The following is a 24730-nucleotide window of genomic DNA, read 5'->3' as shown; positions in this document are numbered from 1 at the left end:
GCAGGTGAAAGGCCCCTTCAAACCACGCACGTCCGGGAAGATGTTCTCTTCCGGGACAAACACGTTATCCATCACGATTTCACCGGTGATGGAAGCACGCAGCCCGACCTTGCCGTGAATCGCCGGTGCGCTCAACCCCTTCCAGCCTTTCTCCAGGACAAAGCCACGGATATCGCCGGCATCGTCCTTGCCCCACACCACAAACACATCCGCGATCGGGCTATTGGTGATCCACATCTTTGCGCCCGTGAGGCTGTAACCACCCTCCACTTTGCGGGCACGGGTAATCATCGCGCCTGGGTCGGAACCATGGTTAGGCTCTGTCAGACCAAAGCAGCCGATCCATTCGCCAGAAGCCAGCTTCGGCAGGTACTTCTGTTTCTGTGCTTCAGTACCGAATTCGTTGATTGGCACCATGACCAGGGACGACTGAACACTCATCATCGAGCGATAGCCGGAGTCGACACGCTCCACTTCGCGGGCAATCAACCCGTAACTGACGTAATTCAAGCCGCTGCCGCCGTACTGCTCAGGAATCATCGCACCGAGCAAACCGGTCTCGCCCATCTCGCGAAAAATAGCGGGGTCGGTCTTTTCATGGCGGAAGGCTTCAAGCACACGCGGGGCCAGCTTGTCCTGGGCGAACTGCTCAGCACTGTCGCGCACCATGCGCTCTTCTTCGGTGAGCTGTTGATCCAGCAGTAGCGGATCAATCCAGTTGAAGCTTGCCTTGCCAGCCATGAATAAGTCCTCGCGGAAAGAAACGGAAGTCGTGCAACCAGCCTAGGCCCGACCGACGTGTAGGGCAAACGAGGTTTCCGCATAGGGTTGTGCTAATTTCTCACTTCGAAATAGCCGAGAAGCGCGCATATGCGCTTTACATGTGAGGACACGGTATATGCGCAGAAAAATTCCCAGTACCACCGCGCTGGTCAGTTTTGAAGCGGCGGCCCGCCACGAGAGCTTTACCAAGGCCGCACACGAGCTTTCGATCACTCAAGGCGCCATCTGTCGACAGATCGCCAGCCTTGAGGAGTTTTTGAGTGTCGAGCTGTTTCGGCGCTCACGGCGCGGGGTAAAACTGACGGAAGCCGGGCTTTCGTACAGCCGCCGCGTTGCCACGCAACTGGACGCAGTGGAACGCGACACGCTTTCCGTCATGGGTCAGCAGGGCGCCAACACCATCGAACTGGCCGTGGTCCCGACATTTGGCACTCAATGGCTGATCCCTCGCCTCAAGGATTTCCAACGCAAGCACCCTGAAGTCACAGTAAACCTGACGAACCGAACACGGCCCTTCCTGTTTGCCGACACCGAATTCGACGCCGCTATCTACTTCGGCGATGCCGACTGGTCGGGTACGGAATCACACCGCCTGATGGGAGAAAACCCTGTCCCCGTGTGCAGCCCAAGACTGCTGGCTAACACCACACAATTCAGCCCCCAGGAAATCGCAGAGCTGCCCCTCTTGCAGCAGACGACGAGACCCTACGCCTGGCGCCAATGGTTCAACGCACAGCACCTGAACATACCCCGCGACATGACAGGACCGCGTTACGAGCTATTCTCGATGTTGTCTCAGGCCGCCATGCATGACATGGGAATCGCGCTGATCCCGCCGTTCCTCATCCAACGCGAACTGGAGGAAGGTCAACTGGTGATTGCAAGCCCCGAGGCGTTGAGCAGCTCAAAGGCTTATTACTTGATGATTCCTGACAGAAAGGCCGAATCAGCCTCATTGCATGCATTCAGGGATTGGCTAATCGACCAGTCACAGCGCTACAACCATAGTATTTAAAGGCCCGCACTGACTTATTGACTCTGTAGTCAGCAAATCTACAGCCCTACAGATATACAAATATGTCGCATTTAAACAGACTGTATCTGTCGAGCAAAAATAAGGCTAGAAGCCATGATCCATATGGCTTGCAGCGACTAATACAAGCCAATAACCGACTATTCACACCAACGATGTCAAAAGGTTAAAAAAACGCCTGCAGCTCTTTAAATCCCTGTATTTGAAGAGGTTATTTCGGGGCATTGCGACAATCAGTCACAGGGTGACTTGTAGTTAATTTTTCGTCACCCGTCATAATCCCTTGAAGGCCGTAAAGTTCGCCTGCAAAATGCCGCGCCCCGCTGTCATTTCAGCGGGATCGTGCTGATCGGCCGCCCCAGTTGCGCCACTCGCGGTGCACTGGCCTTTTTACAAAAAGATCAAAAGCAAAAAGATCATGCAGGAGATTTGACGTGCACATTGGTGTTCCTCTCGAAACCCAGACCGGTGAAACGCGGGTGGCTGCCACCCCGGAAACCATCAAGAAGCTGATCGGCCAGGGCCATAAGGTCACTGTACAAAGCGGAGCCGGCATTAAAGCCAGTGTCGTCGACAGTGCATATGAAACGGCAGGCGCAACCATTGGCAGTGCCAACGATGCGTTCGGCGCCGAGCTGATCCTCAAGGTGGTTGCCCCTAGCGACAGCGAACTGGCGCTGATCAAAAGCGGCACCGTGTTGGTGGGCATGCTCAATCCGTTCAGCAACGAAACAATTGCCAAGCTCGCAGAGCGTGGCATCACGGCCTTCGCACTTGAAGCAGCACCACGCACCTCGCGGGCCCAAAGCCTCGACGTGCTGTCCTCCCAGGCCAACATCGCCGGCTATAAAGCCGTGTTGCTGGCGGCTCATCACTATCCGCGCTTTATGCCGATGCTGATGACAGCCGCAGGCACTGTGAAGGCTGCACGCGTACTCATTCTCGGCGCCGGCGTGGCAGGCCTGCAGGCCATCGCCACGGCGAAACGCCTGGGTGCGGTCATCGAAGCGTCTGACGTGCGCCCGGCCGTTAAAGAGCAGATCGAATCCCTCGGCGCCAAGTTTGTCGACGTGCCTTACGAGACCGATGAAGAACGCGAGTGCGCCGTCGGCGTCGGTGGTTATGCCCGTCCCATGCCGACCAGCTGGATGCAGCGCCAGGCCCTGGCCGTGCACGAACGCGCAAAGCAAGCAGACATTGTCATCACCACCGCTCTGATCCCAGGCCGCAAGGCACCGACCTTGCTCAGTGCTGAAACCGTCGCACAGATGAAGCCCGGCTCAGTGGTGATCGACCTTGCCGCCGCCCAAGGTGGCAACTGCCCGCTGACAGTTGCCGACCAGGTGGTCGTCGAGAACGGCGTGATCATCTGCGGCCCGACCAACCTGGCCGGCGCTGTCGCCGCCGACGCCTCGGCCCTGTACGCGCGCAACCTGCTGGACTTCCTGAAGCTGGTCTTCACCAAGGAAGGGCAGTTCGAAATCAACCTTGAAGACGACATCGTCGCCGCGTGCCTGATGTGCCGCGACGGCCAAGTCATCCGCAAAAACGCCTAAGCAGGGATTCAGACGATGGAAGAGCTTATCTCCCCCGGTATCTACAATCTGATCATCTTTGTGCTGGCCATTTATGTCGGCTACCACGTGGTCTGGAACGTTACCCCCGCGCTGCACACGCCCTTGATGGCGGTGACCAACGCGATTTCCGCGATCGTGATCGTCGGCGCCATGCTGGCCGCAGCCCTCACCGTCACGCCACTGGGCAAGACCATGGGCACCCTGGCCGTGGCACTTGCAGCGGTCAACGTGTTCGGTGGTTTCCTGGTAACCCGCAGGATGCTTGAGATGTTCAAGAAGAAAGCCCCGAAAGCAAAAGAAGAGGCGCCTAAGTAATGAGCATGAATCTCGTCACGACGCTCTACTTGATCGCGTCGATCTGCTTCATCCAGGCGCTCAAGGGCCTGTCGCACCCAACCACTTCGCGGCGCGGCAACCTGTTCGGCATGCTCGGCATGGCGCTGGCCGTCCTTACCACCGTCGGCCTCATCTATAAGTTGGGGGCCGAGCTGGCAACGGCTGGCATTGGCTATGTGATTGTCGGCCTGCTGGTCGGCGGTACCGCTGGCTCCATCATGGCCAAGCGCGTAGAAATGACCAAGATGCCGGAGTTGGTAGCGTTCATGCACAGCATGATCGGCCTGGCCGCGGTGTTCATTGCGATCGCCGCCGTGGTCGAGCCGCAATCCCTGGGCATCGTCAAACACCTGGGTGACTCGATCCCTGCCGGCAACCGCCTGGAGCTGTTCCTCGGCGCAGCCATCGGCGCCATCACCTTCTCCGGTTCGGTGATCGCGTTCGGTAAACTGTCGGGCAAGTACAAGTTCCGCCTGTTCCAGGGCGCGCCGGTACAGTTCGGCGGCCAGCACAAGCTGAACCTAGTGCTTGGTCTAGCAACACTGGGCCTGGGCCTTGCGTTCATGTTCACCGGCAACCTCACCGCCTTCGCGCTGATGCTGGCCCTGGCCTTCGTGCTCGGCGTGCTGATCATCATCCCGATCGGCGGTGCGGACATGCCCGTGGTCGTCTCGATGCTCAACAGCTACTCCGGCTGGGCGGCGGCGGGCATCGGCTTCTCGCTGAACAACTCGATGCTGATCATTGCCGGCTCACTGGTAGGCTCCAGCGGCGCGATCCTGTCGTACATCATGTGCAAGGCGATGAACCGTTCCTTCTTTAATGTACTGCTGGGCGGTTTCGGCAATGCGCCGGATGCCGGTGCAGCGGCAGGCTCCAAAGAAGCACGCCCGGTCAAATCCGGCTCGGCTGACGACGCTACCTTCCTGCTGACGAACGCCGATACCGTGATCATCGTCCCGGGCTACGGCCTGGCGGTGGCGCGGGCACAACACGCGCTCAAGGAACTGACCGAGAAGCTGACTCACCACGGCGTCACGGTGAAATACGCGATCCACCCGGTCGCGGGCCGTATGCCTGGCCACATGAACGTCCTGCTCGCCGAGGCCGAAGTGCCTTACGACCAAGTGTTCGAGATGGAAGACATCAACTCCGAGTTCGGCCAAGCCGACGTGGTGCTGGTGCTGGGCGCGAACGACGTGGTCAACCCGGCCGCCAAGAACGACCCGAACTCACCGATAGCCGGCATGCCGATTCTCGAAGCCTTCAAGGCCAAGACGATCATCGTCAACAAGCGTTCGATGGCCAGCGGCTACGCCGGTCTGGATAACGAATTGTTCTACCTGGACAAGACCATGATGGTCTTCGGTGATGCCAAGAAGGTTATCGAAGACATGGTCAAAGCCGTCGAGTAACACTGCTTCAGCGCAATACTCGAAACCCCGGCCTGCGATAGGCTGGGGTTTTTTATCACCGCATGAAACCCGACCAAAGGCTCTAAATCGCTGCCTGGCATTCGACCATGGTAGCGGGCCGAATTTTTCTGAAATCACTAAACTGCGCACCTTGCTTCCGTAGCCTGAGATAACAATCCATGTACCGTGATCGTATCCGCTTGCCTTCGTTGTTGAACAAGGTCATGAGCGCGGCAGACGCCGCCGCACTGATCGAGGACGGCATGACCGTCGGCATGAGCGGCTTCACCCGTGCCGGTGAAGCCAAGGCCGTCCCGCACGCCCTGGCCGAACGGGCCAAGACCTCTCCGCTGAAAATCACCCTGATGACCGGCGCCAGCCTGGGCAATGACCTAGACAAGCAACTGACCGAAGCGGGCGTACTGTCCCGGCGCATGCCGTTCCAGGTCGACAGCACCTTACGCAAGGCAATCAACGCCGGCGAAGTGATGTTTATCGACCAGCACCTGTCGGAAACCGTCGAGCAACTGCGCAACAACCAGCTCAAGCTCCCGGATATCGCCGTGATTGAAGCGGTCGCGATCACTGAGCAAGGCCACATCGTACCGACAACGTCTGTAGGCAACTCGGCCAGCTTTGCGATTTTCGCCAAGCAGGTGATTGTCGAGATCAACCTGGCCCACAACCCGAACCTGGAAGGGTTGCACGACATTTATATCCCGACGTACCGGCCAACCCGTACGCCGATCCCGTTGGTGAAGGTCGATGACCGGATTGGCAGTACCGCAATCCCGATCCCGCCGGAAAAGATCGTCGCTATCGTCATCACCAACCAGGCCGACTCCGCCTCCACCGTGACGCCGCCTGACAGCGATACGCAAGGCATTGCCAATCACCTGATCAACTTCCTCAAGCAGGAAGTCGATGCAGGCCGCATGACCAACAAACTCGGTCCGTTGCAGGCCGGTATCGGCAATATCGCCAACGCCGTGATGTGTGGCTTGATCGAATCGCCGTTCGAAGACCTGACCATGTATTCGGAAGTATTGCAGGATTCGACCTTCGACCTGATCGACGCGGGCAAACTGAGTTTCGCTTCGGGCAGCTCGATCACCTTGTCGGAACGCCGCAATGCCGACGTGTTCGGTAACCTGGAGAAGTACAAGGACAAACTGGTACTGCGCCCGCAAGAAATCTCCAACCACCCTGAAGTGGTGCGTCGCCTAGGTATCATCGGCATCAACACCGCGCTGGAGTTCGACATCTACGGCAACGTCAACTCCACCCACGTCTGCGGTACGCGGATGATGAACGGCATTGGCGGATCCGGGGATTTTGCGCGCAACGCACACCTGGCGATCTTTGTTACCAAATCCATTGCCAAGGGCGGGGCGATTTCCAGCGTGGTACCGATGGTCAGCCATGTGGACCACACCGAGCATGACGTCGATATCCTGGTCACCGAGGTTGGGCTTGCCGATCTGCGTGGCTTGGCGCCACGGGAGCGCGCCCGGGTGATCATCGATAACTGTGTTCACCCCGCCTACCGGGATGCCTTGAACAGTTACTTTAACGCTGCCTGCGCCATCGGCGGGCACACGCCGCATATCCTGCGCGAAGCACTGAGCTGGCACATCAACCTGGAAGAAACCGGGCACATGCTCAAGGCGTGATTGATACAGAGTCGTGCTGATGCAAACACAGTTTCATCAGCTCGGCGCTTTCCCTGCCACTTCTTGAAAAAACTGTACTGCTGTACCGGTCATTTCCTACCGAAATCTCCCACATACCTCCTCTAAAATGCCAATTTCGCACTACTTCAGTGCGGACAGGTACAGTTGCCCCATTTCCGTACAGTACAGCGCCTATAAACAGTTAACTGGCCCCTCACAATACAGGTGAACTGTATCTAGAGAGTCTTGCGCCGGAAGAGGATCATTGGCATCAGTTAAACCACTACCTAATCCCGCCACAAGCGGAAGGATGTCATCATGGAACGTACACTCAGTTCCGATCTGTTCTTTGAAGAAAAAGCTGTAAACACCCAGGCTTCCCTGCCTCTGCGCGTTATCGCCAACCTGATGTTGTGGCAGCGCCGCATCTCCAGCCGCCACCAACTGGCTCGCCTGGATTCGCGTCTGCTGGCTGACGCAGGCATCAGCGAAGCTCAACGCTACGAAGAGCTGAGCAAGCCGTTCTGGCGCTGATTTAGCGCCCGCTGGCCCTGACCTAACGGGTCCACCGCCAGCACCCTGATTTGTCAAAGCAAAGCCCGCCCCGGGATACCGGAGGCGGGCTTTGTTGTTTCCGAGGTGAAGGTTTTCAACGGGAAAACAGTGGCTTCAATCGGCGACAAGTACAGTTAAAAAAATACAACAGTTAAGCAGTACAATTTAACCCGAGTGTATCTGTATCGGTCACGTCCCCTCGCTCAACATGGTGTTCCAAGACCTCGTGAAAGGTGCACGCCATGGATACGCCACCCCTCCGTTATAAACGGTTGTTACGCCATACGGCCTCCACGCTCGCCAAGTGGCTGCGCCTGGCCTATGAACGCCGCCAACTGTCGCAGCTTGATAGCCGGGAACTGTCCGATCTGGGCATCAGCCCCGGCGACCGGATGGCAGAGCTGTCCAAACCGTTCTGGCGTGACTAGGCAGTCAAGACGCTTCCCGAACGGATAAGCGGCGGCTTAATATCCAGTCACCACGTGGCGAACCACGTAGTACAGGCGTCTGATCCCCAATGGCTGCCCTGCGCCGCCTTATTCGTTCATCTACAGGAGTCATCCCATGTCCCGTCTTCGCCTGCTGAGTGCCGCTGCCCTGTTGGCCATGGCTGCCAACGCCAACGCGACCAGCTTCATCGTGACCACCGACTCCATCGTCGGCGCGTTGAAGGCCACCTCCGACGCCAGTTCCGATGCCACGTCGTCCCTGCGGGACAACAAAGTCGTGCGTGCCGCCCGCGACGACGCTGCCAGCTTTGTTGCCAGCGAAGGCGCCATCCGTGGCGTGAAACTGGAAAGCGCACTGGCACAGATCCGCCAACAAGCACCACAGCTGAACAGCGCGACAGACGCACAGCTGGCGCAGGCGATCCTGGCTATCTGAATGCAGGGTTGATGCCTGGGCGCTGGCTCTAGCCCGGGCATTAAGCTAGCCTTGGCGCTCGTTTTCAGTTGTCGAGTCCCATGGCTTTTTCATACCGCCTTTTACGAGTTCCCGTATTGCTTTGCACGGCTTGGTCGCCAGTGGCGTTCGCCTTCGACCTGAGCACCCAAAGCACCGTCGTCAGCGCGTATGCCACCAGCAAGGTGACTTCCGCTCCCTTCGACAGAAAAGTGATAATGGCTGCTCAGGATGACGCTGCCGCGTTTATCGCCACTGACGGCCAACGGCGAGGGGCACGGCTGGAGTCGGCGCTGGATTATCTGCGCCGCAGCCAACCAAAACTTAACGCCAGTGACCTTGAACTGGCGCAAGCAATTCTCGTCCAATAATCATCTTTGTATTCCGGAGTCATCTCATGCGTAGCCCGCTGATTGCCGCCACCCTTGGCCTGCTGTTGTTGGCCGACGTTGCCCAGGCACAGACCCTGGTGGCCACCAGTAACATCATTGTTCGCGCCTCTGGCCGCACGATTGATTTCACCTCGGACACCACCACCTCCATCCGCGACTCCAAAGTCGTGCGCGATGCCCACGACGACGCTGCCAGCTTCGTGGCTACCAACGGCGAGATCCGTGGCGCGCAGCTGGAAGCCGCCTTCGACACCCTGCGCACCCGTTTGCCGGAAGCCCGCGACGCCAGTGACCAGACCCTCGCCGAAGCTATCCTCGCACTGTGAGGCGAATTGCCGCCTGGCTCCTGGCCGGGGTTGTGCTGCTGTGTGCCAGTGCAGCCCAGGCCGACCTGCAACTGCGGCTCAAGACCGATGGCTTGAGCCCGGCTGAACAACAGGCCAGCCAGGCGTTGCTCGACGAAGCGCTGCGCGCTTTGCCGCCGCGCTTCATCGAGCAGTTGGATCGACGCATCGATGTCGGCTGGACCGACAAGATGCCCGAGAACGCCTATGGGCAAGCCTCCCTGGTGTCCGAGCTGGACCTCAACCGCAACCTGCTCGCCAGCCTGACCGACGGCAGCGCCGCCACCCAGAAAACCAATCGCCCCCACGGTACTGTGCGCCGGGAAATGCTCGCTACCGTGCTGCATGAATTGACCCACATTTATGACCGTGCACGCTTGTGGTCCAAAGCAGACCGCGCACTGATCAACCGCTGCAGCCGCCAGAACAGCATCACTGGCTTGATCGGCCTGCCTGATCAATGCCGCGGCCAGAATGACCGACGCTTTACCCTCAGCGATGACCCACGCCTGCTGGACCTTGCCGGCTGGCCGCAATACGTCGGCCGCCGCGGTGAGCGTGAACAAAACAACCATCAGGTTGCCCGCAGCCCGGACATCTACGAAACCACCAGCCCGTTGGAGTTCGTGGCGGTCAATATGGAGTATTTCCTGCTTGACCCGAGCTACGCCTGCCGCCGTCCCTCGCTGTTCCGTTACTACAAAGAACACTTTGGCTGGGCGCCGCCGAATCAAAGCGCCTGCGCCAACACCTACGCATTCCTGAACGCCGGCAACGACTTCGCCAAGACGCCACTGGGCCACGTGGACCCGGAGCGCGTCTACGAAATCGACTACCTGCTGGCCGAAGCCAACCAGAACCTGGTGAGCCGCTGGGGCCACAGCATGTTGCGCCTGGTGATCTGCGCGCCAGGTCGTCCGCGTGGGCCGGATTGTCGGCTGGATCTGGACCAGCATCTGGTGTTGTCCTACCGCGCGTTCGTCGGCGACGTACAGCTGTCGAGCTGGGACGGACTGGTCGGCAAATACCCGTCTCGCCTGTTTGTGCTACCGCTGGCGCAAGTGATCGACGAGTACACCAAGACCGAGTTGCGCGGCCTGGCCTCCGTGCCGCTGAAACTGACCCGCCAGGAAATCAACGACACCGTCGAACATGCCGCCGAGATGCACTGGAGCTACGACGGCAACTACTTCTTTATTTCCAACAACTGTGCAGTAGAGAGCCTGAAACTGTTGCGCAGCGGCAGCGCCAACCCGCAACTGACCGGCCTGGACAACATCACCCCCAACGGCTTGCTTGAGGTATTGAGTGCCCGTGGCCTGGCCGACACCAGCGTGCTGGACGACAAACGCAGGGCATTGCGCCTGGGCTATCACTTCGATTCCTTCCGCGAGCGTTATCAGGCGATGTTCGATGTGCTGCGCAAACACTTGCCGATCAAACAGACCCAAGTCGAAGACTGGCTGTCCCTCAGTGCCGAGGAGCGTCGCCAGTGGTTCGGCCAGGCTGATCTGCGCACCAGCGCCGCATTGTTGCTGCTTGAGCAGGCGAGCTTTCGCAAACAGTTGATGCTGGCCCAGGACGAAGTCAAACAACGCTACCTCGGCGCCCGTGAGCTGAAAAACGGCGGCATGGAGAAGGCCAACGCCACGCTGCAACAAATCCTCGCCAACAGTGGCTTCCTCAGCCGCCCGGCAGAACTGCTGGGCAGTGGCGGCTATGGCCTGCCGCAACCGTCGGAGGCCGAGCGCCTGGAATCGGAAAGCGCCGAGCGTCAGAAGCAGCTGCAATCCCTTACGGGCGAACTCGATAAAGAGGTGAGGGCGTTGCTGGATCCCTCCCGTTCCGCCGAGATTGCCGCTTGCGAAGCCAACCTCAAGCAGGTGGGCGAGCACTTGCGGGCATTGCATAAAGCGGCGGGCGGCCTGGAGCTCCCGTAAGAGTCTCACGCCAAACACCATTCGAATGTGGGAACTGGCTTGCCTGCGATCGCATCACCTCTGTTCAACTGAACGACCGAGGTGTCTGCATCGCAGGCAAGCCAGCTCCCACAGTTGAACTGTGTAAACCTGAAGACCGTATGTCTGGCCTTCATCACCTGTTTTTCCAGCGAAAGCTGGCTGAAAGCTTACCCGTCTAGGATCGCCCCCACTGCCGGCAACAGACCGGCTGTTAACAACAACAATGGTGATTCCCGATGTCCGCCCGTACCCGCCTGTTTGCCCCAACTCCACCCGTACGCCTCGTGCCTTTCGTTCTGCGCTGACCTCCACCCGGTCCGCCTTTCCCTAGCCGCGCTACGCCTGGAGTATTCCTATGCTGACTTTCCTTGGCTTTGCCATGGTCATCACGTTCATGTTCCTGATCATGACCAAGCGCCTGTCCGCGCTGATCGCCTTGATCATCGTGCCGATCCTGTTCGCGCTGTTCGGTGGTTTCGCACCGAAGATCGGCCCGATGATGCTCGAAGGCATCACCAAGCTCGCGCCGACCGGCGTGATGCTGATGTTTGCCATCCTCTACTTTGCCCTGATGATCGACTCTGGCCTGTTCGACCCGGCCGTGCGCAAGATCCTCAAGATGGTCAAAGGTGACCCGCTCAAAGTCTCCGTCGGCACCGCTGTGCTGGCCCTGGTCGTGTCCCTCGACGGTGACGGCGCGACCACCTACATGATCTGCGTGGCCGCCATGTTGCCGCTGTACCAGCGCATCGGCATGAGCCCGCGGATCATGGCCGGCTTGATCATTCTCGCCGGTGGCGTGATGAACATGACCCCTTGGGGCGGCCCGACTGCCCGAGCCGCCAGTGCGCTGCATGTGGACCCATCGGATATTTTCGTTCCGATGATCCCGGCCATGGCCGCCGGCGTGGTCGCGATCCTGGTGATCGCCTACTGGTACGGCAAGCGTGAGCGTGCGCGCTTGGGTGAACTGCACCTGCAAGGTGACGAGATCGACCACAGTGAAATCAGCGTGTCGCAATTCCCGGATGCCCGCCGTCCGAAGCTGATCTGGTTCAACGGCGCGCTCACCCTGGCACTGATGTGCACACTGATCGCCGGCCTGTTGCCGCTGCCGGTGCTGTTCATGGTGGCGTTCAGCATCGCGATGATCGTCAACTACCCGTGCCTGCAACAGCAGAAAGACCGCGTCGCCGCCCACGCCGGCAGCGTACTGGCGGTAGTCGGGCTGATCTTCGCCGCAGGTATCTTCACCGGCATCCTGTCCGGTACCGGCATGGTCGATGCCATGTCCAAGAGCCTGCTGGCGGTCATCCCGGAAGCCATGGGCCCGTACCTGGCCGTGATCACCGCGCTGGTGAGCATGCCGTTCACCTTCTTCATGTCCAACGACGCGTTCTACTACGGCGTGCTGCCCGTACTGGCCGAAGCTGCCAGCCACTACGGCATCACTGCCGTGGAAATGGCTCGCGCCTCCATCGTTGGCCAGCCGGTACACTTGCTCAGCCCTCTGGTCCCTTCGACTTACCTGCTGGTGGCCCTGGCCGGTATCGAATTTGGCGATCACCAGCGCTTCACCCTGAAGTGGGCAGTGCTCGTGTGCCTGTGCATAATGTTCGCCGCATTGCTGATGGGGATTTTTCCGCTGTTCAGCACTCTATAATCGTACCGACTCACCCACCGCGCGGCGCTGCAGCTTGCGCGGTTTAACACTTGCTCAAAGGAATAAACATGGAATGGCTGACCAATCCGGAAATCTGGATTGCCTTCTTCACCCTGACGGCCCTCGAGATCGTCCTGGGCATCGATAACATCATCATGATTTCGATCCTGGTCAGCCGCATGCCCAAGCATATGCAGGCGCGTACTCGGATCTTCGGCCTGGCGCTGGCGATGGTCACGCGCATCCTGTTGCTGCTGTCGATCACCTGGGTGATGCAACTGACCAACGACCTGTTCGTGGTGTTCGGCCAGGGCATCTCCGGTCGCGACCTGATCCTGTTCTTCGGTGGCCTGTTCCTGCTGTGGAAAAGCTCCCAGGAGATGTACCACGCGCTGGAAGGTGAAGACGAAACCCACGACGAGCCGAAGGGCGCCGGTGGCAAGTTCATCTACACCATCATTCAGATCGCGATCATCGACATCGTGTTCTCCCTGGACTCGGTGATCACCGCGGTGGGCATGGTCTCGCACGTACCGGTGATGGTCGCAGCGATCGTCGTGGCGGTACTGGTGATGATGCTGGCTGCCGGCACCATCAGCGAGTTCATCGACAAGCACCCTTCGCTGAAGATGCTGGCGCTGTCGTTCCTGCTGGTCGTCGGTACCGTGCTGATCGCCGAATCCTTCGATGTGCACGTGCCAAAAGGCTACGTCTACTTCGCCATGGCGTTCTCGCTGGCGGTGGAAGCGGTGAACATCAAGATGCGCACTGCCATCGCGAAAAAGAAGAAACAGCAGGATCCTGTGAAACTGCGCAAAGATATCCCGGGTCAATAACACTGACTCGCTGCTGAAAAAGGGGCTTTCGAGCCCCTTTTTCTCGTCTGCAAAAAGCTGATTTCATGACAGTTTTGTTTCAATCCCCAGTTTAGCTATGCGATGCTGGCGCAGAACCCATTCGCCAACTACAGCTTAATCACTAGACGTAGAACGGCAGCGGCAATTCTCATTTGCGTCGATTGGCGCACACCCATACGGGGGGCCGAGCATGCTGACCTTGCTCAATCTGCTTTCCGCCGTGACCCTGCTTATCTGGGGCACGCACATCGTCCGTACCGGCATCCTGCGGGTCTACGGTTCCAACTTGCGCCAAGTCATCGGGCAGAACATGTCCAAGCGCTGGCTGGCGTTTATCGCCGGTATCCTGGTGACTGCCATGGTGCAGAGCAGCAACGCCACGGCGATGCTGGTGACGTCCTTTGTCGGCCAGGGCTTGATGGGGCTGATGCCCGCCCTGGCGACGATGCTCGGCGCCGACGTCGGTACGGCGCTGATGGCGAGGGTGCTGACGTTCGACTTGTCCTGGCTATCGCCACTGCTGATCTTTCTCGGGGTGATTTTCTTCCTGTCGCGCAAACAGACGCGGGCAGGGCAGTTGGGACGCGTGGGGATCGGCCTCGGGCTGATCATTCTCGCGCTGCAACTCATCGTCGAAGCCGCTGGGCCTATCACCCATGCCCAGGGCGTCAAGGTGCTGTTCGCTTCCTTGACCGGCGACATCCTGCTCGACGCCTTGGTCGGCGCCTTATTCGCGATGATCTCCTACTCCAGCCTGGCCGCCGTCCTACTGACCGCCACCCTGGCCGGCGCCGGTGTGATCGGCTTGCACGTAGCCATCGGCCTGGTGATCGGCGCCAATATCGGCAGCGGCGTGCTGGCCTTCCTCAGCACCAGCATGCAGAACGCCGCCGGTCGCCAAGTCGCGCTGGGTAGCCTGTTGTACAAATTGATCGGCCTGTTGCTGATCATTCCGGTACTCGACCCGCTGGTGCTGTGGATGGACGGCCTGGACTACAGCGCCCAAGGCATGGTCATCACCTTCCACCTGCTCTACAACGTCACGCGTTGCCTCATTCTGCTGCCCACCATCGGGCCGATGGCACGGCTGTGTGCCTGGCTGCTGCCCGAGCGCGAAGAAACCAATGGCAAGGCCAAACCCCGTCATCTTGACCTGGCCGCGCTCGCCACGCCGAGCCTGGCATTGGCCAACGCTGCTCGGGAAACACTGCGCCTGGGCGACCTGATAGACAACATGCTCACCGCCATGCAGGAAGTACTGCGCGGCAAACAGACGGCCATCACCCAGGAAATGCGCAGCCTCAGCGACGACGTCGAATCGCTGTACAGCGCGATCAAACTCTACCTGGCGCAAATGCCCCGCGAAGACCTCAGCGAGCAAGACAGCCGGCGCTGGGCTGAAATCATCGAGCTGTCGATCAACCTGAAACTGGCCGGCGACCTGATCGAACGCATGCTGCGCAAAGTCCAGCAGCAGAAAACCTCCCAGCGTCGCCAGTTTTCCGAAGTCGGCCTGGAAGAACTCACCGGCCTGCACGGCCAGTTGATCGCCAACCTGCGCCTGGGCCTTTCGGTATTCCTCAGCGCCGACCCGGAAAGCGCTCGCCAATTGCTGCGCGAAAAACGCCGCTTCCGCGCCCAGGAACGCCGCCTGGCCCATGCCCACGTGAGCCGATTGCAGCGAAAAATCGTACAGAGTCTGGAGACCAGTTCCCTGCACCTGGAACTGATTGCGGACATGAAACGCCTCAACTCGTTGTTTTGCAGCAGTGCTTATGTAGTGTTGGAAACGTCCGACACCGGCGCGCTCTCCGCCGAAGATATTGCCGACATCACACATTCGCCCTGAACGGATGATGGCCCGTGAAGTCAGTTAACATTGACCTCACACGCCAGGAAGCTTGTTATGCGTCGCCTGTTGTTCGCTTGCCTACTCATGGGTTCTGCCCACGCCTTTGCCTTTGACCGTCTGCAAGTCGAGGGCTACACCTTGCCCAATGGCCTGCAATTGTTGCTCAAACCGGGCACCGAGCGCGGGCATGTGGCGATCCGCCTGGTGGTAGGCGTGGGCCTGGATGACTTCGGCTGCGAAGACAAGGAATTGCCACACCTGCTGGAACACTTGCTGTTCAGCGGTATCGACGGTGGCGGCGAAGGCGAGCTGGAAGACCGCATGCAGGCCCTGGGTGGCGAGTGGAACGCCTACACCAGCAACGCCGATACCACCTTCGTGATCGAGGCGCCCGCGCAGAACCAGCGCAAGGTGCTGGACCTGCTGCTGGCGATCATCACTCGCACCGAACTGACCGACGCCAATATCAACGCCGCCAAGCGCGTGGTCGAACGCGAAGACGGCGGCCACTACTCACACCTGCAACGCCTGCTGGACCGTCAGGACCTGGGCCACACGGCCAGCAACCAGCTGGCCGTTGAACTGGGGCTCAAGTGCGCCGAACGCGCCCAGGTCGACCACCTGACCCGCGACCAGTTGGAGAACCTGCGCAAACACTGGTACGCGCCCAACAACATGACCCTGATCATCGTCGGCGACCTCGACAAACTGCTGCCGGCCTATCTGGAACGCACCTACGGCCAACTCGAACCGGTCGAGCCCAGCGAACATTTGGCGCTGCCTGAGATCCAGCACGCCGCCGCCAGCCATCGTGAACTCATCCACGGCTGGGTCGGCGACGGTGCCAAGCTGCACTGGCTGTTCCCTGAACCTGTGCTGGACGACGGGCATGACGAAACCTACGACCTGCTCAAGGACTACCTCGACTGGGCGTTGTACCGCCAACTGCGCCTCAAGCATGGTTTGTCCTACGGCCCGTGGAGCGAGCGCGAAGTACTCGGCGGCGTTGGTTTCCTCAGCCTGAATGCCGACCTTGAGCGGGAAAATCTCCCCGAAGCCGAACAGGTACTCCAGGACCTCAAGGCACACCTGCTCAAGGACGGTCTCGACCCGGCGGTATTCGCCCGCCTGCAACAAGCCGCCATCGCCCGTCAGGCCTGGGCGGTGCAGGGCAACAGCGCGTTGGCCGATTACTACTGGAGCGCATCCGGCGATTACAACAAAGGTCACTTCAGCGACCCGGTCAAACGCATCAAAGCCGTGAGCCTGGACCAGACCAACCAGGCCATGCGCGACGTGTTCAAGCAGCCGGGCTACTGGCGCATCGAAAAACCGCTGCTGAGCTACGATGCTCTGAGCTGGATCGGCGCCGGGCTGCTCGGCTTCATCGCTATTGTATTGATCGGGCTACGGAGTTATCGCAAACGGATCGCGTAATGAGGCACCGAACGCCAGGCTAAGACGCTATTCTGTCTGGGATTTTTTCCTACAAAGACTGCGAACTGTCGAATGCAAACCCTGACCCGCTTGATCACCCGCATCCTCGAACTGATGAAGCGTTACCCAGGGGTGATTGCACTCGGCGGCTTCATCTCGGGTGTGGGCAGCTTCATCCTGGTGGATCGCCAGCAGGGCATGGCCAGTTGGATCGCGGTGATCATGCTGGTGAGCTGGCTGTGGCTGATGTTGGAAAACAGCTTCACCCAGCTGTTCGCCCAGGTCTTCAAGCGCGAAATCCCCGAACCGCTGCTGCGCTACGCGACCCAGATGATCCACCAGGAAAGTCTGTTTTTTGTGTTGCCGTTCTTTTTCATCACCACAGCGTGGAACAGCGGCCAATCGATTTTCACCGGCCTTCTCGGCGCGGCGGCGCTGGTGTCGATCGTCGACCCGCTGTACTACAAATGGCTGGCGCCCAAACGCTCACTGTTTCTCGCGCTGCACACCTTCACCCTGTTCGCCGCGCTGCTCACCGCGTTGCCGATCATTCTGCACCTGACCACTGCCGAGAGTTACAAACTCGCCTTGGGCGTGGCCATGGCATTGTCGATTCCAAGCCTGGCAGTGAGCTTGCCGCTGCGCAGTATCAAAGGCTGGGCGATGTTGCTCGGGGTCACGGCTGCGATTGGTTGCGCCGGGTGGTTCCTGCGCAGTTGGGTGCCACCGGCCACCTTGTGGATGACCGAAGTGGCCATCAGCACTGAGTTGCAAGACCGCACGCCAGGCGACGATCTCAAGGAAGTCACCGCCGCCCAACTGCGCAGCGGCGGGCTGTACGCCTACACCGCGATCAACGCGCCGCGCGGGTTGGACGAGCGGATCTATCACGTGTGGCAATTCAACGGTAAAGAGGTCGACCGTATCGCCCTGGATATTCACGGCGGGCGCAAAGAGGGCTATCGCGCCTGGACCCACAAGCAGAACTTCCCCGGCGACGCCGTAGGCCGCTGGCAGGTACGGGTGCTGACCGAAGACGGGCAGGTGATCGGCGTGCTGCGCTTCAAAGTGACGGACTCAGCACAAACGGACAACCCAAAGTAGGCAGGTTCATGCTATTACGTAAGGATTGCGGATAGCCAAACAAGCTCGGAGCTTATGACCCCCCCTACGACGGCCGGTGCAGCCCACCTCGATACGTCCACCACCCCGCCACAGCTGAGGATTACGGGGGACTGGACGCTTGCCCACTATGCCAATCTGAAGAAGCTGTCAGACAAGCTCGACGGCCAATACGACGCTGGCGCGCGCATCGACCTTAACGGCCTAGGTGCCCTGGATACCGCCGGCGCCTCGCTGCTGGTGGAGTTGCTGGGGCCGACCCGCATCGAGCAATCTGCGGAGCAGACCGATTGCAGTTTGTCTGCCGCCGACCGCGCACTGCTCAAGACCGTCTACCGTTCCCTGAATGATTTTTGCGTGCCGGACAAGGCACCGGAAGAAGCTGCCGGGATTCAGGTGCTGGCCCGCATCGGTCGAGCCGTGGACACCGTCTGGCAGGACAGCAAGAAACTGCTGGGCTTTATCGGCCTGATTCTCGAAACCTTCGCCCGTGGCATTTTCCGACCCAAGCGCTGGCGCATCACGCCGATGGTCGCGCATATCGAACAGACCGGCCTCGATGCTGCGCCTATCGTAGCCTTGCTGACCTTTCTGGTGGGCGCGGTGGTGGCGTTCCTCGGGGCCACGGTGCTCAAGAGCTTCGGCGCGACGATTTTTACCGTGGACCTGGTGGCGTTCTCTTTTCTGCGCGAGTTTGGCGTACTGCTCACCGCGATCCTGATCGCCGGTCGTACGGCCAGTGCGTTTACCGCGCAGATCGGCTCGATGAAGGCCAACGAAGAAATCGACGCTATCCGCACGCTGGGCTTGGACCCAATGGAACTGTTGGTATTGCCGCGCGTGCTGGCGTTGCTGGTGTCCTTGCCGATGCTGACCTTCCTGGCAATGCTCTCAGGAATAGTCGGCGGTGGTGTGGTGTGCGCTGTAGCGCTGGATATTTCGCCAGCGATGTTTCTCTCGCTGCTGCAATCTGACATTGGTGTGCAGCATTTTCTGGTGGGCATGGTGAAAGCGCCGATCTTCGCTTTCCTGATCGCGGCCATCGGCTGCCTGGAAGGCTTCAAGGTCAGCGGCAGTGCTGAGTCCGTCGGCGCCCACACCACCTCCAGCGTGGTGCAATCGATCTTCGTGGTGATCGTGCTGGATGCGGTGGCCGCGCTGTTCTTCATGGAGATGGACTGGTGAGTCGCCTACACCGAGCGCCCGCCGAGGCGGTGATTGAAGTGCGCGGCCTGTGCAATCGCTTTGGCAGCCAGAGCGTGCACGAGAACCTCGACCTGGACTTGTACAAAGGCGAGATCCTCGCAGTGGTCGGCGGCTCCGGCAGCGGCAAGTCGGTGCTGCTGCGTAGCATCGTCGGCCTGCGTCGCCCCACTGAAGGTGAGGTGCGGGTGTTCGGCAAGAACCTGCCGAGCCTGCCGGAACATGAGCGCTCACTGGTGGAACGGCGCTTCGGCGTGTTGTTCCAGAAGGGCGCGCTGTTTTCCTCGCTGACTGTCACCGAGAACGTTGCACTGCCGTTGATCGAACACGCGGGCCTCAGTCGCCGTGACGCCGAGCATCTGGCCGCGGTGAAACTGGCCCTGGCCGGGCTGCCGCTGTCGGCAGCCGACAAGTACCCATCGTCGCTGTCCGGCGGCATGATCAAGCGCGCCGCCCTGGCCCGCGCGCTGGCGCTGGACCCGGATATCTTGTTTCTCGACGAACCCACCGCCGGCCTCGACCCGATTGGTGCGGCGCAATTCGACCAACTGATCCTGACCCTGCGCGATGCGTTGGGCTTGAGTGTGTTCCTGGTCACCCACGACCTGGACACGCTGTACACCATCACCGACCGCGTGGCGGTGCTGGCACAGAAGAAAGTGCTGGTGGCCGATGCCATCGATATCGTTTCGGAAACCGACGACGCGTGGATTCACGAATATTTCCACGGCCCCCGTGGCCGCGCGGCATTGGATGCCGCTCAATCGCTAGACGAGGTATGACATGGAAACCCGAGCCCATCATGTGATGATCGGTCTGTTCAGCGTGATCGTGGTGGTCGGCGCGATGCTGTTCGGCCTGTGGCTGGCCAAGTCCAGCGTCGACAGCGCCTTCCAGGACTACGAAGTGATCTTCAACGAGGCGGTCAGCGGCCTGTCCCAGGGCAGCGCGGTGCAGTACAGCGGGATCAAGGTGGGCGACGTCACCAGCCTGCGCCTGGACCCTAAAGACCCGCGCCGCGTTTTGGCACGCATCCGCCTAGCCGGACAGACACCGATCAAGGAAGACACCCAGGCCAAACTGGCGCTGACCGGCATCACCGGCACCTCGATCATCCAGCTCAGCGGCGGTACTCCGCAAAGTGCCGAGCTCAAGGGCAAGAACGGTGAGCTGCCGCAGATCATTGCGTCACCATCGCCCATCGCGCGCTTGCTGAACAACAGCAACGACCTGATGACCAGCATCAACCTGTTGCTGCACAACGCCAACCACATGTTCTCCCGCGAGAACGTCGAACGCCTGAGCAACACCCTGGACAATCTGCAACAAACCACCGGTGCCATCGCCGACCAACGCGGCGATATCAAGGTGGTGATGCAACAACTGATGCAGGTGAGCAAACAAGCCAGCGCCGCCCTGGAACAGACCACCGTGCTGATGCGCAACGCCAACGGCTTGCTCAATGAACAAGGCAAGCAGGCCTTCGGCAGTGCCGAGCAGGCCATGAAATCCCTTGAACAAAGCACCGCGACCCTCAACACCTTGCTGACCAACAACAAGGACTCGGTGAACAGCGGCATGCAAGGCCTCAACGAACTGGCGCCGGCCGTGCGCGAACTGCGCGAAACCCTCGGTTCGCTGCGCGCCATCTCCCGCCGCCTGGAAGCCAACCCCAGCGGTTACCTGCTGGGCAGCGACAAGAACAAGGAGTTCACGCCATGAAGCGTGCTTACCAAATAATCGCCCCTGTAGCCTTGGCGCTGGTGAGCGCGTGCTCGATCCTGCCCAAGGCCGACCCTTCGGATGTGTATCGCCTGGCCACCGCGCAGACCACCAGCCAGGCCACGCCGGTCAGTTGGTCACTGCGTGTGAACAAGCCGCAGACCAGCGAGTTTCTCGACAGCCCGCGCATTGCCGTGGTGCCCAATGGCGACCTGATCAGCAGTTATGCCAACTCGCGCTGGAGTGACCCGTCGCCGGTGTTGCTGCGCAACCGCTTTATGGATGGCTTCCAGCGCGATGGCCGGGTGACGCTGCTGAGCACCGACGATACCAATCTGCAGGCCGACTATGAGCTGGGCGGGCAATTGCAGGCGTTCCAGAGTGAGTACCACGGCAGTACGGTGGAGGTGGTGATTCGCCTGGATGCGAGGTTGGTGCGTGGGCGTGATCAGCGGATTATCGCCAGCCGACGCTTTGAGGTGAGGCAGCCGGTGAACGACACCCAGGTGCCGGCGGTGGTGGCCGGGTTTGGGCTGGCGGGGGATCAATTGAACAAGCAGGTGGTGGATTGGGTGGTTACGCAGGGCAATGCATCAGCGAAACGCTGAGGGCCTCTTCGCGAGCAAGCCCGCTCCCACAATCGACCGCGTTTCGTCAGGATGAACACGGTCTAATGTGGGAGCGGGCTTGCTCGCGAAAGCGGTACAAGCCTCAGCCAAAGAACCAGTAGCACACCGCAATCGCCGCCACGACACCGGCAAACTCTGCCAGCAACGCACATCCCACCGCATGCCTGGCGCGCTGAATCCCCACCGAACCAAAGTACACCGCCAACACATAAAAGGTGGTTTCCGTACTGCCCTGAATCGTCGCCGCCACCAGCGCCGGGAAGCTGTCCACGCCCTGGGTCTGCATGGTCTCGATCAGCATCGCCCGCGCGGCACTGCCGGAGAACGGCTTGACCATCGCAGTCGGCAAGGCATCGACAAAGCGCGTGTCCATGCCGGTCCAGGCGACCACATGGCGAATGCCTTCCAGGCCGAAATCCAGTGCGCCGGAAGCGCGCAACACGCCGACGGCGCACAGCATCGCCACCAGGTACGGCAGCAGGTTCTTCGCAACGTCGAAGCCTTCTTTAGCCCCTTCGACGAAGGCCTCGTAGACCTTCACCTTGCGCAATGCGCCGATCACCAGGAACAGCATGATCAAACCGAACAGCGTGAGGTTGCCGAGGATCGACGACAAGCCCGCCAGCGCAGTCGCGGAAAGTGTCGCCAGCAACGCCATGAAGCCGCCCAAGACCAGTGCGCCCGGAATCAGATAGGCCAGCACCACCGGGTCCCATAGCCGCAGGCGCTGCATGATCGCCACCGAAAGCAGGCCGACAAGGGTTGAGGCGCTGGTCGCCAGCAGGATCGGCAGGAACACCAGCGTCGGATCCGCCGCGCCTTGCTGGGCGCGGTACATGAAGATGGTCACCGGCAACAGCGTCAGCGACGACGCGTTGAGTACCAGAAACAGGATCTGTGCGTTGCTCGCGGTGTTGGGGATTGGGTTGAGCTCCTGCAGCGCCTTCATCGCTTTCAAACCGATGGGCGTTGCCGCGTTATCCAGGCCCAGGCCGTTGGCGGCGAAGTTGAGGGTGATCAAGCCGATGGCGGGGTGGCCGGCGGGCACTTCCGGCATCAGGCGGCGGAACAGTGGGCCGAGGGCCTTGGCTAGCCAATCGACGATCCCGGCCTTCTCGGCGATGCGCAGGAAACCCAGCCACAAGGTCAGGGTGCCGAACAGCAGCACCATCACTTCCACGGACAGCTTGGCCATGGCGAAAATGCTTTCGACCATTGCCGCGAAAATCCCGGCGTTACCGCCGACCAGCCATTGCGCCAGTGCCGACACCATTGCCACGACAAAGAAGCCAAGCCACAGGCCATTGAGCATCAGTTGAATCCCCCGAAGAATGGAGCGAATGATAGCGGGGCTGGCAGAAACGACAAACCCCGGAATTGTCCGGGGTTTGTCTTAGCGCTGTCGGCCTATCAGCTGCGGGTTGCTTGAGCAACCGGCGCGGCGTCCTTGCTGCGCCAGTGCGGCAGCGAGTTCCAGTAGCGCTCGCCCTTGGCGTCGTCGTACATGCCTTCCCAACGAGAGATGACCAACACGGCCAGGGCGTTGCCGATCACGTTCAAGGCGGTACGCGCCATGTCCATGATGCGGTCGACACCGGCGATAAACGCCAGGCCTTCCAGCGGAATGCCCACGCTGCCCAGGGTGGCCAGCAGCACCACAAACGACACGCCCGGGACACCGGCGATACCTTTGGAGGTGACCATCAGGGTCAGAACCAGCATCAATTGCTGGCCGACCGACAGGTCGATGCCATACAACTGGGCAATGAAGATGGCCGCGATGCTCTGGTACAGGGTCGAACCGTCGAGGTTGAACGAGTAACCGGTCGGCACCACGAAGCTGCAAATGGCTTTCGGCGCGCCGTAGGCTTCCATCTTCTCAATTACGCGCGGCAGCACGGTTTCGGAGCTGGCGGTGGAGTAGGCCAGGACCAATTCATCCTTGAAGATGCGCATCAGCTTGACCACCGAAAAGCCGAACAGGCGGGCAATCAGGCCGAGGATCACGAAGGCGAAGAACAGGATAGCGACGTAAACCAGGATCACCAGCTTGGCCAGCGGCAGCAAGGAGGCGAAGCCGAAGTTGGCGACGGTCACGGCGATCAGTGCGAATACGCCGATCGGGGCGTACTTCATGATCATGTGGGTGACTTTAAACATGCTCTCGGACACGCCCTGGAACATTGTCACCAGCGGCTCGCGCAGCTCAGGCTTGAGGCTCGACAAGCCGAGGCCGAACAGCACGGAGAAGAAGATGATCGGCAACATCTCGCCACGGGCAACAGCAGCGAAGATATTCGACGGGATCAGGTTGAGGATGGTCTCGATGAACGCATGCTCATGCTGCACTTCGGCGGCAGTGGCGGTGTACTTGGAGATGTCGACGGTACCCAGGGTACTCATGTCGATGCCTGCACCCGGGTGGAACAGGTTGGCCAGCAACAGTCCGACCACGATGGCGATGGTGGTGACGATTTCGAAGTAAAGGATGGTTTTGACGCCGATACGCCCGAGCTTCTTCGCATCACCGACACCGGCAATGCCGACGATCAGCGAGGAAATCACAATCGGGATCACGATCATCTTGATCAGGCGGATAAAGATATCGCCCGCTGGCTGCAACACATTGCTGATCCACCAGGCCTTTTCAGCACTGAAATGGTTGAGCACTGCACCGATTGCGATCCCCAGCACCAAACCGATGAGGATCTGCCAGGCGAGGCTTAGCTTTGCCTTCTTCATGTCATTACCCTTACTTCAAGTGAACTTAAGGCAAATGCGCCAGCTGCAACGCTCGAGAGCGAAAAAGTGTGTGCATCTGCCTCCATGGAAGGTCACCGCAGCGTGGCCGAAATGGCTTACTGGCAGGCGAAAAAAGGCGCAACTATTCCCATGCAAGGGGGCGACGTCTAATGCCGTAAACGCCTACCCTATGCCGAATCGGCATGGCTTTTTTTAATAATAACTGTCCGAACGGTCAGTTCAAATGTGACATTTTGTCCAGCAAACATGCCGTGAACCTGCCAAACCCGGCTCGCGCAGAGAATCAGGACGTCTCTGGAGCGTTGGCAGAAATGCCTGGGATTACCGCTGCTTAGCGTCGGAAATGTCCGATGGGCCTGGCCAAATTTTATCGATAGATGGTCGACCCGACACACTAAGTAATGGTTGGGAAAGTGCAGAAAGGAATTTTGCGGCTATGAGGGACATAAGAAGCGGCAATGAGCCTGATAAGCCCGTCGCAGGTTCAGCAAGCCATGAGCTTGTGAACCT

The 24730-nt window shown here is 59.9% G+C and carries 23 protein-coding genes (1 of these 23 only partly in view); 20 read left to right on the top strand and 3 right to left on the bottom strand.

Features of this window, described 5'->3' with window-relative positions; genetic code table 11:
- Window positions 1–741 carry the 5' portion of an acyl-CoA dehydrogenase gene (locus AB4N92_RS12775; RefSeq protein WP_010207882.1) on the bottom strand. 441 nt of this gene lie to the left of the window's left edge, so the window shows 741 of its 1182 coding nt (coding positions 1–741); the start codon lies at window positions 739–741; its stop codon lies beyond the left edge, outside the window.
- A 157-nt stretch (window positions 742–898) separates the two neighbouring features.
- Between AB4N92_RS12775 and AB4N92_RS12770 the strand changes: the two genes are divergently transcribed.
- The 20 genes from AB4N92_RS12770 (at window position 899) to AB4N92_RS12675 (ending at window position 21436) form a co-directional block, all read left to right on the top strand.
- Window positions 899–1798 (top strand): LysR family transcriptional regulator, encoded by a 900-nt coding sequence (locus AB4N92_RS12770; protein ID WP_198581257.1) that lies wholly within the window; start codon window positions 899–901, stop codon window positions 1796–1798.
- 452 nt (window positions 1799–2250) lie between these two features.
- A complete protein-coding gene (locus tag AB4N92_RS12765; RefSeq protein WP_010207879.1) occupies window positions 2251–3372 on the top strand; it encodes a Re/Si-specific NAD(P)(+) transhydrogenase subunit alpha in 1122 nt (373 codons plus the stop codon).
- 15 nt (window positions 3373–3387) lie between these two features.
- Entirely contained in the window at window positions 3388–3708 is a 321-nt protein-coding gene (locus AB4N92_RS12760) for an NAD(P) transhydrogenase subunit alpha part 2 (RefSeq protein ID WP_003220416.1), read from the top strand.
- Window positions 3708–5144 (top strand): NAD(P)(+) transhydrogenase (Re/Si-specific) subunit beta, encoded by a 1437-nt coding sequence (locus AB4N92_RS12755; protein WP_021491387.1) that lies wholly within the window; start codon window positions 3708–3710, stop codon window positions 5142–5144. The genes AB4N92_RS12760 and AB4N92_RS12755 overlap by 1 nt, the downstream gene beginning before the upstream one ends.
- 179 nt (window positions 5145–5323) lie before the next feature.
- A complete protein-coding gene (locus AB4N92_RS12750) occupies window positions 5324–6817 on the top strand; it encodes an acetyl-CoA hydrolase/transferase family protein (protein WP_021491388.1) in 1494 nt (497 codons plus the stop codon).
- A 318-nt stretch (window positions 6818–7135) separates the two neighbouring features.
- Window positions 7136–7351 (top strand): DUF1127 domain-containing protein, encoded by a 216-nt coding sequence (locus tag AB4N92_RS12745; RefSeq protein ID WP_010168694.1) that lies wholly within the window; start codon window positions 7136–7138, stop codon window positions 7349–7351.
- Window positions 7352–7614: 263 nt separating this feature from the next.
- Complete coding sequence (locus AB4N92_RS12740; protein WP_183702530.1) at window positions 7615–7800, top strand: DUF1127 domain-containing protein; 186 nt, start codon at window positions 7615–7617, stop codon at window positions 7798–7800.
- Between the two features lie 136 nt (window positions 7801–7936).
- Window positions 7937–8257 (top strand): DUF2388 domain-containing protein, encoded by a 321-nt coding sequence (locus AB4N92_RS12735; protein WP_042571129.1) that lies wholly within the window; start codon window positions 7937–7939, stop codon window positions 8255–8257.
- A gap of 80 nt (window positions 8258–8337) precedes the next feature.
- Window positions 8338–8646 carry a DUF2388 domain-containing protein gene (locus AB4N92_RS12730; protein WP_029529044.1) on the top strand — a complete coding sequence of 103 codons (309 nt, stop codon included), beginning with the start codon at window positions 8338–8340 and terminating at the stop codon, window positions 8644–8646.
- 26 nt (window positions 8647–8672) lie between these two features.
- On the top strand, window positions 8673–8993 hold the full coding sequence (locus tag AB4N92_RS12725) for a DUF2388 domain-containing protein (RefSeq protein WP_021491390.1): 321 nt from the start codon (window positions 8673–8675) through the stop codon (window positions 8991–8993).
- Entirely contained in the window at window positions 8990–10951 is a 1962-nt protein-coding gene (locus tag AB4N92_RS12720) for a DUF7844 domain-containing protein (RefSeq protein ID WP_021491391.1), read from the top strand. The genes AB4N92_RS12725 and AB4N92_RS12720 overlap by 4 nt, the downstream gene beginning before the upstream one ends.
- Window positions 10952–11327: 376 nt before the next feature.
- Window positions 11328–12635, top strand: a complete 1308-nt coding sequence (locus tag AB4N92_RS12715; RefSeq protein WP_010207864.1) for a CitMHS family transporter — start codon at window positions 11328–11330, stop codon at window positions 12633–12635.
- Between the two features lie 68 nt (window positions 12636–12703).
- Window positions 12704–13471 carry a TerC family protein gene (locus AB4N92_RS12710; RefSeq protein ID WP_010207863.1) on the top strand — a complete coding sequence of 256 codons (768 nt, stop codon included), beginning with the start codon at window positions 12704–12706 and terminating at the stop codon, window positions 13469–13471.
- A 211-nt stretch (window positions 13472–13682) separates the two neighbouring features.
- The gene (locus AB4N92_RS12705) at window positions 13683–15341 is read left to right on the top strand and encodes a Na/Pi cotransporter family protein (RefSeq protein WP_038452474.1); all 1659 of its coding nucleotides are present in this window, start codon (window positions 13683–13685) and stop codon (window positions 15339–15341) included.
- A gap of 57 nt (window positions 15342–15398) precedes the next feature.
- Window positions 15399–16781: a M16 family metallopeptidase gene (locus AB4N92_RS12700; protein ID WP_010207858.1), complete on the top strand. Its 1383-nt coding sequence runs from the start codon at window positions 15399–15401 to the stop codon at window positions 16779–16781.
- Between the two features lie 72 nt (window positions 16782–16853).
- Window positions 16854–17885, top strand: a complete 1032-nt coding sequence (locus tag AB4N92_RS12695; RefSeq protein WP_010207857.1) for a DUF5924 family protein — start codon at window positions 16854–16856, stop codon at window positions 17883–17885.
- Between the two features lie 54 nt (window positions 17886–17939).
- Complete coding sequence (locus tag AB4N92_RS12690; RefSeq protein WP_042571124.1) at window positions 17940–19088, top strand: ABC transporter permease; 1149 nt, start codon at window positions 17940–17942, stop codon at window positions 19086–19088.
- Window positions 19085–19888 (top strand): ABC transporter ATP-binding protein, encoded by an 804-nt coding sequence (locus AB4N92_RS12685; protein ID WP_044286413.1) that lies wholly within the window; start codon window positions 19085–19087, stop codon window positions 19886–19888. Before AB4N92_RS12690 ends, AB4N92_RS12685 begins: the two co-directional genes overlap by 4 nt.
- Before the next feature lies 1 nt (window position 19889).
- Window positions 19890–20828 carry an MlaD family protein gene (locus AB4N92_RS12680; protein WP_010207852.1) on the top strand — a complete coding sequence of 313 codons (939 nt, stop codon included), beginning with the start codon at window positions 19890–19892 and terminating at the stop codon, window positions 20826–20828.
- Window positions 20825–21436, top strand: a complete 612-nt coding sequence (locus AB4N92_RS12675; RefSeq protein ID WP_021491396.1) for an ABC-type transport auxiliary lipoprotein family protein — start codon at window positions 20825–20827, stop codon at window positions 21434–21436. The genes AB4N92_RS12680 and AB4N92_RS12675 overlap by 4 nt, the downstream gene beginning before the upstream one ends.
- Before the next feature lie 103 nt (window positions 21437–21539).
- Here the strand turns inward: AB4N92_RS12675 and AB4N92_RS12670 are convergent, their stop codons facing one another.
- Window positions 21540–22769 (bottom strand): nucleoside recognition domain-containing protein, encoded by a 1230-nt coding sequence (locus AB4N92_RS12670; RefSeq protein WP_010207849.1) that lies wholly within the window; start codon window positions 22767–22769, stop codon window positions 21540–21542.
- Window positions 22770–22867: 98 nt separating this feature from the next.
- A complete protein-coding gene (gene gltP, locus AB4N92_RS12665; protein WP_010207848.1) occupies window positions 22868–24199 on the bottom strand; it encodes a glutamate/aspartate:proton symporter GltP in 1332 nt (443 codons plus the stop codon).
- Window positions 24200–24730: the final 531 nt, after the last annotated feature.

It is taken from the genome of Pseudomonas sp. S3_A09 (genome assembly GCF_054668065.1).
The sequence above is the reverse complement of the archived record's forward strand: the minus strand, read 5'-3'. Positions and strand labels throughout refer to the sequence as shown.